This window comes from Moraxella sp. CTOTU46711 (assembly GCF_031975715.1).
In the GTDB taxonomy this organism is placed as follows: Bacteria; Pseudomonadota; Gammaproteobacteria; order Pseudomonadales; family Moraxellaceae; genus Faucicola.
Map to the genome: position 1 here is coordinate 289,186 of NZ_DALYMP010000002.1, position 14,851 is coordinate 304,036.

Below are 14,851 nucleotides of genomic sequence, written 5' to 3' on the forward strand. Positions count from 1 at the left end.
TAAAAAAGAATAAGGAATTCCCATGACCAACTTAACCACCATCATCATGGCAGCAGGCAAAGGCACTCGCATGAAATCAAGCAAGCCAAAAGTCCTACAACCGCTGGCAGGCAAGCCTTTGCTACATCACGTACTTGCCACTGCCAAACAATTGGGTAGCCAAAAAAATATCATTATTTATGGTTTTGAAGGTCAACAAGTCAAAGATGCCTTTGCCGATGAACAAATTGATTGGGTCGAGCAAGCTGAGCAATTGGGCACGGGTCACGCGGTGCAAATGACTTTGCCGGTGTTGCCTATGGAGGGGAAAAGCTTGATTTTATCAGGGGATGTGCCACTCATTGGCGTTGATACCTTAGAGAAATTGGCAAATACAGACAGCCGTTTTGCCATGCTGACCCTAAACTTAGCCAACCCATTTGGCTTGGGGCGTATTGTGCGTGACAACAACCAAGTAATCGCCATTGTTGAAGAAAAAGATGCCAACGATGAGCAAAGAAAAATCACTGAAATCAATAGCGGTGTGTACTGTGTCGCCAATGATATTTTGCATCGATATCTCAATAACTTGACCAATAACAATGCCCAAGGCGAATACTATCTCACCGATATCGTCAAAATGGCGGTGGATGATGGCATCGAAATTGCCACCGTATCGCCGACCCATCAGTTTGAAATCGAAGGCGTGAATGACCGTCTGCAGTTGGCAAATCTAGAGCGTACTTGGCAAATGCATCAAGCCAAAGCGCTTATGCAACAAGGCGTACATTTGATTGACCCAAGCCGTTTTGATTTACGCGGTTCGCTCAAAGTTGGCAAAGATGTGCAAATTGATATTAATGTCATCATTGAAGGTGACTGTGAGATAGGTGATAACGTCAAAATCGGCGCAGGTTGTATCATCAAAAACAGCAAAATCGCCAGTGGCACTGTGGTACAACCTTATAGTCTATTTGACAATGCGGTAGTGGGTGAAGACAACCAAATCGGACCATTTGCCCGTCTGCGCCCCCATGCAGTCACCGCCAACGATGTGCATATCGGTAACTTTGTGGAGCTTAAAAACACCCAAATGGCAAGCGGCGCTAAAGCCAATCATTTGGCGTATTTGGGCGATGCTACCATTGGACAAAGGACCAATATTGGCGCAGGCACCATCACTGCCAATTATGATGGCGTCAATAAGTTTAAAACCGAAATCGGTGATGAGGTCAGAATTGGCTCAAATGCGGTGCTGATTGCCCCTGTGACCATTGGTGACCGTGCCACCATTGGCGCAGGTAGTGCCATCAGTAAAGCCTGCCCTGCCGAAAAACTGTCTATCGCCCGTGGCAAACAAGTCACGATTGAGGGTTGGCAACGTCCTGAAAAAAAATCTTGATATTTGAATTTTTGCCTAAATTTAACAGATTCTTGCTTAATGCGATAAACTTGCTTTATACGATAAAGCCGTTTGGTTAAGCAACAATAAAACAATCTAACGACTGTGTAAACGGGGGGATTGTTTTTCACAGCAATCAAAGTTGATTGCTCACACCAAAAACTGGATACTAAGGAACAGTTATGTGCGGTATCGTTGGCGCCATTCGTGCGCAAGACAATGTGGTAGATTTTTTAACCGATGGCTTAAAACGCCTAGAATATCGGGGTTATGACTCATCGGGTATTGCGGTGCAAACCGATGAAGGACTCAAACGCGTGCGCCGAGTGGGGCGTGTTGCCTTGATGGAAGCTGCTGCCAAAGAGCGTGGCGTCTACGGTCACACCGGCATCGGTCACACTCGCTGGGCGACCCACGGCGGTGTCACTGAGCCAAACGCGCATCCGCATATTTCGGGTGATTTGATTTCGGTGGTACATAACGGCATCATCGAGAACTTTGAAGCCGAGCGCGCCCGCCTTCAGCAAAATGGCTATCATTTTGAGTCACAAACCGACACCGAGGTCATCGCCCATGCGGTGCACCAGCACTACGTACAAAACGGCGGTGATTTATTCAATGCAGTACAAGCGGCGACCCAACAATTTCATGGTGCCTATGCAATTGCTGTGATTGCCAATGATATGCCACAAAACATGGTGGTGGCGCGTATGGGCTGCCCGTTACTCATTGGCTTAGGTGAACATGAAACCTTTATCGCATCGGATGTCTCAGCAGTTGTCGCCTTTACCCGTCAAATCATGTATCTTGAAGATGGCGATATTGCCCAGTTGACCGCAGATGGCGTGGTACAAATGATTGACAAACAAGGCAATCCAGCGACCCGCAAAGCTACTACTTCGCAAGTGTCCTTAGCGTCTCTTGAACTAGGGGCTTATAGTCACTTTATGCAAAAAGAAATCTACGAGCAGCCAAAAGCAGTGTCAGATACCGCCGAAATCTTTTTGGATGCCGGATTTATCGCCAACAACTTTGGTGAAAATGCTGAAGCCGTTTTCAATGATATCGACAGTATTAAGATTCTTGCCTGTGGCACGTCGTATTATGCGGCATCGACCGCCAAATATTGGTTGGAAAGTATTGCCAAAATTGCCACCGATGTCGAAATCGCTAGCGAATACCGTTATCGTGAGGTGATTGCCAATCCAAAACAATTGATTATCACCATCTCGCAATCAGGTGAAACGCTAGATACCATGGAAGCGCTAAAATACGCACAAGCCATCGGTCACAAACATAGTCTATCCATCTGTAACGTGATGGAATCTGCCTTGCCTCGCGCCAGTGAGCTGGTCGTCTATACCCGAGCCGGTGCGGAGATTGGGGTCGCTTCAACCAAAGCCTTTACAACCCAGTTAGTGGCTTTATTTGGTTTGGCGGTGACACTCGGTCGTGTGCGTGGCTATGTGGATGACCCTAAATTGGTTGAATACACCAATGCGCTGCGCAGCTTGCCCAATGATATTCAATATGCGCTCAATCTTGAGCCACAGATTAGCAGCTGGTCAAGCAAATTTGCTGATAAGCCAAGCGCGCTGTTTTTGGGTCGTGGTATTCATTACCCGATTGCATTAGAAGGCGCATTAAAGCTCAAAGAAATCACCTATATCCATGCGGAAGCTTATCCTGCTGGCGAGTTAAAACACGGTCCACTGGCATTGGTGGATGAAAACATGCCTGTGGTGGTGATAGCGCCAAATGACAGCCTACTTGATAAAGTCAAAGCCAATATGCAAGAAGTCTCGGCGCGTGGCGGTGAGTTGTTTGTCTTTACCGATCTTGACAGTGATTTTTCCGATAGTGAAGGCGTACACGTGATTCGCACCCCACGTCATATTGGCGTGTTATCGCCCATAGTACACACCATTCCTGTACAATTGTTGTCTTATCATGTTGCGCTTGCCAAAGGCACAGACGTTGATAAACCCCGTAATTTGGCTAAGAGCGTCACGGTGGAATAAACTAAGCTGACACAAAAAAACCGCTAATCGTTAGCGGTTTTTTTGTGGACAAAGTATTAAGAAGGATCATCATCATAGGTATAATAGCTATTTGCAGTTTCATCAAAGCTGTCGATACGTTCAGAATAATTGCCTTCATTAAAGCGCTTTTCGTTGTGCTTATGGGCGTGACGCACATCGTGATTGTAAGCAATTAACGCCTCGTTATTTGCCAAAAAGCTATCAGGATTTGCCATGACCCACATTTGGTTAAAAACATCTGAGCGCGCCGATAAATTCAGTAACACGCCAGGTTCCGTAAAATAATAGAACTTGGATAATAGCTTAATTTGCCCATTTTCCAGGCGTCTGGCAATATGATACGCTTGTAAATCTTTTGGGTGGTGTAAACCCACCGCACCCACAATCGCTGCCAATGATTTAAGCGTGTTTTTATGAAAATTATAGACCCGCTGTGCCTTATCAGGAATATGTAATGCCCGCTGACGATACGGGTCTTGGGTGGCAACTCCAGTTGGGCATTTGTTGGTGTGACAGGCACGTGATTGGATACAGCCCACCGCAAACATAAAGCCACGCGCGGAGTTACACCAATCTGCACCCAGTGCTAGCATGCGAGCGATATCAAAGGCAGAGATGATTTTACCACTGACACCGATTTTGATTTTGTCACGCACCCCCGCACCCACTAGCGTATTGTGCACAAGCAAAAAGCCATCGAGTAGCGGCATGCCAACATTATCCATAAACTCAACAGGCGCAGCCCCTGTACCGCCTTCTGCACCATCAACCACGATAAAATCAGGGTAATTATCTGCTTCAATCATGGCTTTGACAATCGCCATAAACTGCCAAGGCTGCCCGACACACAGCTTAAAACCGACCGGCTTGCCCCCTGACAATTCACGCAGCTGTTGCCAAAACTGCACCATCTCACGGGGGGTAGTAAAGGCTGAGTGGCTGGCTGGGGAAACGCAGTCTGCATCCATCGGCACATCACGGGTTTCGGCAATTTCGGGGGTGATTTTTTCTTTGGGCAATACCCCGCCTTTACCAGGTTTTGCCCCTTGCGACAGCTTGATTTCAATCATTTTGACTTGCTCAATGCGCGAACGTTCAGCAAATTTTTCGGGACTAAACGTGCCATCTTGATTACGGCATCCAAAATACCCGGTACCCAGTTCCCAAATCAAATCGCCGCCATGTTTTTTATGGTACGGACTAATCGCACCTTCACCTGTATCATGAGCAAATCCACCGAGTTTTGCGCCCTGATTGAGCGCTTCGATTGCCGCGGCTGACAGGCTGCCAAAACTCATGGCAGAGATATTAAACACCGACATCGAGTAGGGCTGTAGACATCGTTCACCGCCCACCATAATACGAAAATTGGTTTCTTTGAGTGGATAGCTAAGGGTAGATTGTAAAAACCATTCTTTGCCAGACTGGTATAGATTTTCTAACGTACCAAAGGCATTGGTATCACTGACGTTTTTGGCACGTTGATAAGCAAGCGCACGCTGCTGGCGCGAAAACGGCACGGCGGCTTGGTCATCTTCAATCAAATACTGGCGCAGTTCAGGTCGGAATTCTTCCAATAGATAACGAATATGTCCCGAAAGTGGATAGTTACGCAAGACGGCATGGTGGACTTGCATCAAATCATAAATGCCCACTACAAAGCCCACCAGACCGATCACTATCAGCCACCATTTAAGTAGCATAATCCCCAGGGCAAGGATGGCAAAGGCAATGGCAAACACGCTGTAGCGAAACACAACGCCTTGCAAATAGGGCTCTTTATGGGTAGGGGTTACCGTGATATCAGTGCGCTTGTCAACCATGACAATCTTCCTTATCAGATAGGATCGCGGACAAAATGATCATCGCAAATTTGTGGTTATTTTAAGTGATGGAGGGGTAATGCGATGGCAAAATGGTCAATCACTTGTCAGCAAGGTGGTGTGACAAGTGATTGTGTGATTAAAATTGTGTGATTAAGCTTGGAGGGCAGCGGCGTGGTGCGCAAAATGGTCAGCGATAAAACTACTGATAAAATAGTAGCTATGGTCATAACCGTCCTGCATACGCAGTGTCATTGGATAATTGGCATCTTTGGCAGCTTGCGCAAAGAGCTCAGGTTTTAGCTGCTCAGCCAAAAACTCATCCCCGCTACCTTGGTCAATCAATAGCGGTAATTTTTTGCTATGCGCAGACTGTTTCATCCACGCTAGGCTATCATAATTTGCCCAGGTGCTTTGGTCATCGCCTAAATAAGCGCTAAAGGCTTTTTGTCCCCAAGGCACTTGTGACGGTGCGACGATGGGTGAAAAAGCCGACACGCTGGCATAGCGCTGGGGATTGCGTAGGGCAATCATCAGCGCGCCATGTCCACCCATACTATGACCAAAAATACTGCGCTGGTCACTGGCAGGGAAGTGCTGTTCAATTAGGTTAGGCAACTCATCGACGATATAATCATACATCTGAAAATGCGTTGCCCAAGGCGCTTGGGTGGCATTGACATAAAAGCCTGCCCCTTGCCCCAAATCATAAGCGCTGTCATCAGGCACATCGTTACCGCTGATATCGACACCCCTAGGACTGGTATCGGGTGCCACCACAATCACGTTGTGACGACTGGCATACTCAGCAAACCCAGATTTTTGAATAAAGTTTTGCTCAGTGCAAGTCAGCCCTGATAACCAATACAACACCGCACATTTTTGATCTGTTGTTTCAGCTGTTTCATTGACGATAGCTTTGGGTGGCAAATAGATGGCAAATTTCATCTCCGTGTGTGTGGTAGCACTGGTATGCTGCCACACTTGTAGGTCACCACCGTGCAATTTATGCGATTCAACTTTTTTCATGGTGAATTTCCCATTCTTTATAATGCCAAGTTTGGTAATGGTTTAGTAATGCAACACTGAACGAATGGACTCACCTTTATGCATCAAATCAAATGCGGTATTGACATCTTCAAGACCCATAGTATGGGTGACAAAAGGTGCCAGTTGGATATCACCATGCATGGCTTGCTCCACCATACCTGGCAGTTGTGAGCGACCTTTAACCCCACCAAATGCAGAGCCTAACCAGCGGCGACCTGTCACTAGTTGGAACGGGCGAGTGGAAATTTCTTGACCTGCAGCCGCGACACCAATAATCACGCTTTGACCCCAACCGCGATGCGCACACTCAAGTGCCGAGCGCATGACATTAACGTTACCGATACATTCAAAACTGTGATCCACACCCCAACCTGTCATCTCAACAATCACTTGTTGAATGGGTTGGTCATAATCTTTTGGATTAACAAAATCAGTCGCGCCAAACTCACGGGCTAACTCAAATTTGTCGGGGTTGGTATCAACCGCAATAATTCGTCCTGCTTTGGCAAGTTTGGCACCTTGAATTACAGCAAGCCCAATACCGCCAAGCCCAAACACCGCGACGCTATCGCCTTCTTGTACTTTAGCGGTATTTTTTACTGCACCTAGTCCTGTAGTCACGCCGCAACCTAATAGACAGACTTGCTCAGGATTGGCTTCAGGATTGATTTTAGCAAGCGATACGTCAGCAACTACAGTATATTCACTAAACGTCGAACAGCCCATGTAATGATAAATTGGTTGACCTTGATAGCTAAAGCGGGTAGTACCATCAGGCATCACCCCTTTACCTTGCGTGGCACGCACCGCGACGCATAAGTTGGTTTTGTCACTTTTACAAAATAAACATTCACCACATTCAGCCGTATATAGCGGAATGACATGATCACCAGGTTGTACACTGGTTACCCCTTCACCGACTGCCATCACAATACCTGCGCCTTCATGACCTAAAACCGATGGAAAAACCCCCTCAGGGTCATCACCGCTTAAGGTGAATGCGTCCGTGTGGCAAACGCCCGTATGGGTGATTTTGACGAGTACTTCACCTTTACGCGGTGGCTCAACGTCGATTTCGACGATTTGTAATGGTTCTCCCGCAGCGAAAGCTACCGCAGCACGCGACTTGATGGGTTTGGTAAAATCTAATGGCGCTGTAGCCGCAGTCATATCAGTCATCGGTTTATCCTTGTTATATTGGTTTTATTAAAAATGCCTTTGGTCGGCATTATAACATAACCAATTATCGCATGATTAAGCTCAAAATTGTAAGCAATTGGGTTTAATTAAATCATCATTAAAATTAAAAATTTGAATTGGATTTTTAAAAATATTTAACAATTGAAAAACCATGAAAAAAACGCCTGTAGCTACAGACGTTTTTTAAATTTGGTAAGCCATTAAGCAGGTTGTTTATCAGCTTTAACCACATTGATGAGGTTATCAACCACCTCTGGTTCTGCCAAGGTTGAAGTATCGCCTAAACCTTCAAATTCATGCGCGGCAAGTTTACGCAGAATACGGCGCATGATTTTACCGGAGCGCGTTTTTGGTAAGGCTTCGACCAAGTAGAGCGAGTCTAAGTTGGCGATTGGACCAATCTCACCACGGACATGACGGTTGATTTCACCTTTGAGCATTTCGCTTGGCTCTTCGCCCGATTTTAAGATGACGTAAGCAGCAACGCCTTGACCTTTAAGCTCATGCGGCATACCCACAATAGCTGCTTCAGCGACTGAAGGATGCGATACTAACGCACTTTCAATCTCTGCTGTACCTAGGCGATGCCCAGAGACGTTTAAGACATCATCCACACGACCCGTGATCCAATAATGACCGTCTTCATCGCGCAGAGCACCATCACCTGTGAAGTAAGCGCCTGGATAAGTGCTAAAGTAAGTTTCTAAAAAGCGTTTATGGTCTCCCCAAATGGTACGCATTTGACCTGGCCAACTGTCTTTGATGATTAAGTTGCCTTCGGCAGCACCCGTTAATTCAGCACCTTCGGCATCGACAATCGCTGGCTTGACGCCATACAGTGGATTCATCGCGGAGCCTGGTTTGAGATCAACCGTATTGGGGATTGGCGTCATCAAAATACCCCCGGTTTCAGTTTGCCACCAAGTATCGACAATCGGACAACGACCTTCACCCACCACGTTATAGTACCAGTTCCAGGCTTCAGGATTGATAGGTTCACCCACCGAGCCCAATAAACGTAAGCTGGAACGGTTTGATTTACGGACGTAATCATCGCCTTCTTTCATCATTGCGCGAATGGCGGTTGGCGCAGTATACAAGATGGTAACGTCATGCTTATCAACAATGTGACCGATACGCGCCCAATCTGGGTACTGTGGCACCCCTTCAAACATCACGGTCGTTGTGCCGTTGGCAAGCGGTCCATATACCACATAAGTGTGACCAGTGACCCAGCCCACATCGGCGGTACACCAAAATACGTCATTGTCTTTGATATCAAACACGTCACGGAAGGTGGATAGCGCATAGGTCAAATAACCACCGGTGGTGTGTACCACGCCTTTAGGCTTGCCAGTTGAGCCTGAGGTGTAAAGTAAAAATAGCGGGTCTTCGGCATTCATTGGCTCTGGTGGACAGTCTTCAGAGGCATTGTCGATTAAGTTGTGATACCAAATGTCGCGGCGACCGCTCATTGGTATGGATTCACCGGTACGGTACACCACAATGACATTTTCAACACATTCAGTGCCGTCATGGTCTAGCGCACGATCCACATTTTGTTTAAGCGGCGTATGTTTACCACCACGCACAGATTCATCAGCGGTGATGACAATTTTTGATTGGCTATCGATGATACGGCTAGCTAGACTGTCTGCTGAAAACCCGCCAAATACCAATGAGTGAACCGCGCCAATCCGCGCACAAGCCAGCATCGCAACCGCCGCTTCAGGAATCATCGGCAAATAAATGGTGACGCGGTCGCCTTTTTTGACGCCTTTACGACGCAGTGCGCTACCAAGGCGGCATACTTCTGAATGTAGCTCTTTGTATGAGATGATTTTATGAAGTGATGGGTGATCGCCTTCCCAAATAATTGCAGGCTTGTAAGGGTTTTCAGCAACGTGACGGTCAAGACAGTTGACCGATAGATTAAGCTCACCATCTTCAAACCATTTAATGCTAAAATTGTTTAGGTCATAATTGACGTTTTTGATTTTGGTGGGTTTTTTTATCCAATCAATCCATTCAGCGCGTTTTGCCCAAAACGCTTCGTTATTTTCCACAGATTCTTGATAGGTCTCGGCGTATTTTTGGGGAGTAGTGTTGGCTTTAGCGGCAAATTCAGCGCTATGAGGGTAGCTCTTCATAAAACATTCCTTGTTATGACAGGGTGGTGGGGTAATACTCTAAATGGCTACGAACTGACAAACGGCTCAAATTAGGTAGCGGGCTTAACTTCAAAAACAACATTTTCACGTTGATAAGCTAACATTGACAAGTTGGCAATAACACGGGCTATCAACAGAGCCACGAAACGAGCCATCAATAAACGTCCGCTCACTATGAAAATGCAATACAATCTAATCCTTGATTCTAGAGTGCCTTTTCCTTAGTTTGGCAAAAAATCACAAATTTTGCAATGTTACTCAGGATATTTTTTCAGATCTTGGACAAATATCTTTATTGTAAGCGGATTCTCATTTGGTCTTTTACTTGATAAATAGCGGTCATCATGCAGCAACAACATACTTCATCAAATACTTCACCAAAGATTGACACGGTTCAAAATCACGCTGGGTTAACAAATGCACCGTCCACGCTTGCGTATGATGTCATCATCATCGGGGCAGGGGCATCAGGGCTATTTTGTGCATTGACAGCGGGCAAGCGCGGACGGCGGGTACTGGTGGTAGATCATGCCAATAAAGCGGGCAAGAAAATCCTTATGAGCGGCGGTGGGCGCTGTAATTTTACCAACTATGACATTGAGCCTAAGCATTATTTAAGCAGCAATCCGCACTTTTGCAAATCAGCATTGTCACGCTATTTAAATTGGGATTTTATTGGCATGGTTAGCCAGTATCAGATTCCTTATCATGAGCGTGAGCATGGGCAACTGTTCTGTGATAACTCTGCCAATGATATTTTGCAAATGCTGTTGACCCAATGCCGCGCCAACCAAGTGACTATTCAACTAAAAACCACCATCCAGCAAATCCAAGCGTTACCCGACAATACGGGGTTTGTCTTAACTGTCAATCAACCAGCTACCCAACAGCCTCATCAACAAGCTAATCAAGCAGCCAATCAAAAAAGTAGCGAGCAAACCTTAACTTGTCAATCGTTGGTAGTCGCCACAGGCGGGCTGTCAATTCCGACCATGGGTGCGACAGGATTTGGTTACCAAGTAGCGCAGCAATTTGGGCATACCATTGTGCCAACGTCGGCAGGACTAGTACCCTTTACCTTTACCGATAAAATTGGCGATGCGATTAAATCGTTATCGGGGGTTAGTTTTGAGGTCATTGCGTTTAATGAGCGCATCAGTTTTAGGTTACCCGTACTATTTACCCATCGCGGTTTATCCGGGCCTGCGATGTTACAGCTATCGAATTATTGGCACGTGGGCGAGCCGATTTTTATCAATTTATTCCCAAGCCTTGATATGGCAGCATTTTTAGCCGAACAAAAAAAACAGCACCCAAAACAGCTGATCAGAACCGTGCTAAATGACCAGATAGGCGCGGCGGCGTTACCTAAAAAAGTGATGGCTACTTTGCAAAATCTATTGTGGCAAGACATGGCTGAGACTGAGCTTGCCAATATCAAAGACGAGAAGTTAGCGCAGCTCGGTGAGCAGCTCAATGCTTGGCGTTTGACGCCATCAGGCACTGAAGGCTATCGTACAGCTGAAGTCACACGCGGCGGCGTTGCTACTGATAAAGTCTCTTCAAAAACCATGCAAAGTCAGTTACAACCGAATTTGTATTTTATCGGCGAAGTGCTGGATGTTACTGGTTGGCTAGGTGGCTACAATTTCCAGTGGGCTTGGGCAAGTGGGTTCGTGGCTGGCGAAGTGGTTTAGCTATAAAATGGTTTAGGTTTAAAGTGGGTTAGGTATTGATAAACCTAAAAAAATGGTTAAAAAAGGCATCAGCAAAATGCCTTTTTTATTTTAACCGATTTATTTTAACGCATTTACTTTAATCAAGTTTGGTGGGTGTTTAATGTTGGCGAGCAACCGGTTGTTGCAGTGCTTGAGGTAACTCAAGAATGGTCAGGTTACTGGCGGCAATATCATCGGGACGTCCGACGACCAAGGCTTCAAAACCTGTCTCAGTAGCAATGCTATTGACCACATCCACGTTGCCAATTTTTTCACCTGCGTTAGGTATATCACCGGTACCTGCTACTCGGTGGAGCCAAGCTTTCGGGCTGGCTTTAAAATATAACCGTGCAATGATTTCTTGACCTAAATAACAGCCTTTATCGTAGTCAACCCCGCCTTGTTGGTGTAGACGCAACTCTTGGGGTTGCCACAAGCCTGCGGTGGCTTTGACAATCCAGTAATTGCCTGTAGCGATACTCGTTTTTTGCCATGCTTTGCTGTTAGCGTCGGTGTCAGTGCCATTCTGTGACTCGCTAAAACTAGGTACCCCATTGTCAACAACCGCAAAAATATCACGTGGGGCTGATAGGGTAAGTTTTGAGAACGCCGCATATTTTTTGATATGCTTGGCAAACTCATCGGCACAGTCTTGGCTGATGACGATTTGGTAAGCGTCATCCGCTATTTTTCTAATCCAAATACCCAATGCAACGCGCCCTTTGAGATTACTAATCGCGGTCGCTTGGTATTGTTCGCTGAGTTTGGTGACGTTGCAGGTTACTTGTCCTTGCAAGAATTTTTGGGCATCGGCACCGGTTATATCAAAGACGACGAAATCTGTCATGGTGGCTCTCTTTTTATTTGCTAAAAAAATTATCATCAAAGTTTTGCACAATTGGGCTCGGACTGCAATCATGCTTTACTAGGTTATACTTGACTAAATGCTGGTTTAAGTCCTGCTTGACTAACTACTGTTACTAGGTCATTTGTCAGAGGATTTGTCTGTCCTGGCTGATTACTATTATTGGGGCGACTTATCGCGTACAATACACTACCTTAAGACTATTAAAATTTTTCTCAAATGATTGAGCGCGTGTTATGAGTTTACCTGCCTGTCCCCCATGCCCCAAGTGTAAAGAAAATTATACATACCAAGATGGCGATTTACTGATTTGCCCGATGTGTGGCTTTGAAGCAGAGCAGCAGGCATGGCAGGCGGGCGAAACCGAAGCAGCCAGCGAACAAATTATTAAAGATGCCGTCGGCAATGTGCTACAAGATGGGGATAGTGTGACGGTTATTAAAGACTTAAAAGTCAAAGGCGCAAGCACGCCCATTAAAGTTGGCACCAAAGTCAAATCCATTCGCCTGCTCCATGATGGCCCCGATGATCATGATATTGATTGTAAAATTGACGGTTTTGGCGCGATGAAACTCAAATCCAGCGTCGTCAAAAAAGCCTAGTTTGGGGAGGGTTTAGGCACTATTCGGGGCTGTGGGTTTGCAACAGACATTGACACCCAAAGCTTATCTTTTTTTATGACCCCCCAAAAGCTGTCACAATAAATTCAGTAGGTGATTGTAGAAAAATACGTTACAATAAGGCTATTTTTCTACAAATTTAATCATATACTTTTTTGTTAGTAGGTAATTGTGACCGCCTTATCTCATATTCGTAATTTTTCTATTATTGCCCACATTGACCACGGTAAATCCACGCTTGCCGACCGCATTATCCAAATGTGTGGTGGTCTACAAGCACGTGAAATGCAGGCGCAAGTCCTTGACTCGATGGATATTGAGCGCGAGCGCGGTATTACCATTAAAGCCCAATCTGTCACGCTGTATTATAACCACCCAAACGGTGACAAATACCAATTTAACTTTATTGATACCCCAGGGCACGTCGATTTTTCGTATGAAGTATCGCGTTCACTGGCAGCTTGTGAAGGCGCTTTGCTGGTGGTTGATGCCGCACAAGGCGTAGAAGCGCAGTCGGTTGCCAACTGTTATACCGCGATTGAGCAGGGGCTTGAAGTATTACCGGTACTCAACAAGATTGACTTACCGCAAGTGGATCCCGAGCGCGTGATTCAAGAAATCGAAGATATTATCGGGATTGAGGCGATGGATGCACCACGCGTTTCTGCCAAGACAGGGGTGGGCGTGGATGATTTGTTACAAGCGATTGTTGAGCGTATTCCCGCGCCTGAAGGCGATCGTGATGCGCCTTTGCAAGCGTTAATTATTGACTCATGGTTTGACAATTATCTTGGGGTTGTGTCACTGGTACGTGTGCGTCAAGGCACGCTCAAAAAAGACGATAAAATCCATATCAAATCGACCAAAGGCACGCATATTGTGACGTCAATTGGGGTATTTACCCCAAAATCGTTTGAGACCAATATCTTAGAAGCCGGCGAAGTGGGCTTTGTGATTGCCGGTATCAAAGACATTGGCGGCGCGCCTGTGGGCGATACCATTACCCTTGCCAAAACCCCAGATGTAGATAGCATACCAGGGTTTAAAAAGGTCAAGCCGCAAGTCTATGCAGGCATGTTCCCTGTTGATTCGAGTGACTTTGAGGCGTTTCGTGAAGCGCTACAAAAACTGCAAGTCAATGACGCTGCGTTGTTTTTTGAGCCTGATACTTCTGACGCCCTTGGGTTTGGTTTTCGCTGTGGTTTCTTGGGGATGCTCCATATGGAAATCATCCAAGAACGTCTTGAGCGTGAATACGATTTAGATTTGATTACCACCGCCCCGACCGTTATCTACGAAATCAAAAAACGCAATGGCGAGATTATCCAAATCGATAACCCATCAAAAATGCCTGACCCTGGTCTGATTGATGAGTTTCGTGAGCCGATTGCGCGCTGTCACATTCTGGTACCACCCGATTATCTGGGTAACGTAATGACATTATGTATCGAGCGTCGTGGTATCCAAGTTGATATGAAGTTTATGGGACAGCAAGTGCAGTTGACCTTCGATATTCCGATGGGTGAAGTGGTCATGGACTTTTTTGACCGTCTAAAATCGGTGTCACGTGGCTTTGCGTCACTTGATTACGGTTTCGAGCGCTTTGAAACAGATAAACTGGTGCGGGTGGATGTGCTGATTAATGGCGAAAAAGTTGATGCATTGGCGATGATTTGTCATGCTGAGCAAGCACGCTATCGCGGTAATCAGCTCGTTGAAAAAATGAAAGAATTGATTCCGCGCCAAATGTTTGATGTGGCAATTCAAGCGGCGATTGGTAGCCAAATCATCGCCCGTAGTACCGTCAAAGCCATGCGTAAAGACGTACTTGCCAAATGTTATGGCGGTGACGTGTCACGTAAGAAAAAACTACTGTCAAAGCAAAAAGAAGGTAAAAAACGCATGAAGCAAGTGGGGCGTGTTGAGATTCCACAAGAAGCGTTTTTGGCGGTGTTAAAAGTGGATAACCAGTCGTAGAGGC

At 46.1% G+C, this 14,851-nt stretch carries 10 protein-coding genes; 5 read left to right on the forward strand and 5 right to left on the reverse strand.

Features of this window, described 5'->3' with window-relative positions; genetic code table 11:
* Positions 1–22 precede the first annotated feature (22 nt).
* Entirely contained in the window at positions 23–1,381 is a 1,359-nt protein-coding gene (gene glmU, locus RTJ53_RS05170; protein ID WP_312276132.1) for a bifunctional UDP-N-acetylglucosamine diphosphorylase/glucosamine-1-phosphate N-acetyltransferase GlmU, read from the forward strand.
* A gap of 182 nt (positions 1,382–1,563) precedes the next feature.
* Entirely contained in the window at positions 1,564–3,402 is a 1,839-nt protein-coding gene (gene glmS / locus RTJ53_RS05175; RefSeq protein WP_312276133.1) for a glutamine--fructose-6-phosphate transaminase (isomerizing), read from the forward strand.
* A 56-nt stretch (positions 3,403–3,458) separates the two neighbouring features.
* On the opposite strand, the gene RTJ53_RS05180 is transcribed toward glmS, so the two are convergent.
* The 4 genes from RTJ53_RS05180 to acs all read right to left on the reverse strand — a co-directional run bounded on the left by RTJ53_RS05180 (position 3,459) and on the right by acs (position 9,646).
* Positions 3,459–5,246, reverse strand: a complete 1,788-nt coding sequence (locus tag RTJ53_RS05180; protein ID WP_312276134.1) for an FMN-binding glutamate synthase family protein — start codon at positions 5,244–5,246, stop codon at positions 3,459–3,461.
* 153 nt (positions 5,247–5,399) lie between these two features.
* The gene (fghA, locus tag RTJ53_RS05185) at positions 5,400–6,275 is read right to left on the reverse strand and encodes an S-formylglutathione hydrolase (protein WP_312276135.1); all 876 of its coding nucleotides are present in this window, start codon (positions 6,273–6,275) and stop codon (positions 5,400–5,402) included.
* Between the two features lie 42 nt (positions 6,276–6,317).
* Positions 6,318–7,427, reverse strand: coding sequence for an S-(hydroxymethyl)glutathione dehydrogenase/class III alcohol dehydrogenase (locus RTJ53_RS05190; RefSeq protein WP_312276221.1), 1,110 nt, complete (start codon positions 7,425–7,427; stop codon positions 6,318–6,320).
* A 269-nt stretch (positions 7,428–7,696) separates the two neighbouring features.
* On the reverse strand, positions 7,697–9,646 hold the full coding sequence (gene acs, locus RTJ53_RS05195) for an acetate--CoA ligase (protein ID WP_309575856.1): 1,950 nt from the start codon (positions 9,644–9,646) through the stop codon (positions 7,697–7,699).
* Positions 9,647–10,011: 365 nt separating this feature from the next.
* Between acs and RTJ53_RS05200 the strand changes: the two genes are divergently transcribed.
* Positions 10,012–11,364, forward strand: coding sequence for a BaiN/RdsA family NAD(P)/FAD-dependent oxidoreductase (locus RTJ53_RS05200; RefSeq protein ID WP_312276136.1), 1,353 nt, complete (start codon positions 10,012–10,014; stop codon positions 11,362–11,364).
* 139 nt (positions 11,365–11,503) lie between these two features.
* Here the strand turns inward: RTJ53_RS05200 and ygfZ are convergent, their stop codons facing one another.
* Positions 11,504–12,232, reverse strand: a complete 729-nt coding sequence (gene ygfZ / locus RTJ53_RS05205; RefSeq protein ID WP_312276137.1) for a CAF17-like 4Fe-4S cluster assembly/insertion protein YgfZ — start codon at positions 12,230–12,232, stop codon at positions 11,504–11,506.
* A 254-nt stretch (positions 12,233–12,486) separates the two neighbouring features.
* Between ygfZ and RTJ53_RS05210 the strand changes: the two genes are divergently transcribed.
* Complete coding sequence (locus RTJ53_RS05210) at positions 12,487–12,852, forward strand: zinc ribbon domain-containing protein YjdM (RefSeq protein WP_312276138.1); 366 nt, start codon at positions 12,487–12,489, stop codon at positions 12,850–12,852.
* 189 nt (positions 12,853–13,041) lie between these two features.
* Positions 13,042–14,847, forward strand: a complete 1,806-nt coding sequence (lepA, locus tag RTJ53_RS05215) for a translation elongation factor 4 (RefSeq protein ID WP_065253830.1) — start codon at positions 13,042–13,044, stop codon at positions 14,845–14,847.
* Positions 14,848–14,851 lie beyond the last annotated feature (4 nt).

Excerpts from the sequence above, each read along its gene's own strand:
- RTJ53_RS05200 (WP_312276136.1), top strand. The coding sequence starts at position 10,012 with ATGCAGCAACAACATACTTCATCAAATACTTCACCAAAGATTGACACG.
- acs (WP_309575856.1), bottom strand. The coding sequence starts at position 9,646 with ATGAAGAGCTACCCTCATAGCGCTGAATTTGCCGCTAAAGCCAACACT.
- RTJ53_RS05180 (WP_312276134.1), bottom strand. The coding sequence starts at position 5,246 with ATGGTTGACAAGCGCACTGATATCACGGTAACCCCTACCCATAAAGAG.
- ygfZ (WP_312276137.1), bottom strand. The coding sequence starts at position 12,232 with ATGACAGATTTCGTCGTCTTTGATATAACCGGTGCCGATGCCCAAAAA.
- RTJ53_RS05210 (WP_312276138.1), top strand. The coding sequence starts at position 12,487 with ATGAGTTTACCTGCCTGTCCCCCATGCCCCAAGTGTAAAGAAAATTAT.
- glmS (WP_312276133.1), top strand. The coding sequence starts at position 1,564 with ATGTGCGGTATCGTTGGCGCCATTCGTGCGCAAGACAATGTGGTAGAT.
- glmU (WP_312276132.1), top strand. The coding sequence starts at position 23 with ATGACCAACTTAACCACCATCATCATGGCAGCAGGCAAAGGCACTCGC.
- fghA (WP_312276135.1), bottom strand. The coding sequence starts at position 6,275 with ATGAAAAAAGTTGAATCGCATAAATTGCACGGTGGTGACCTACAAGTG.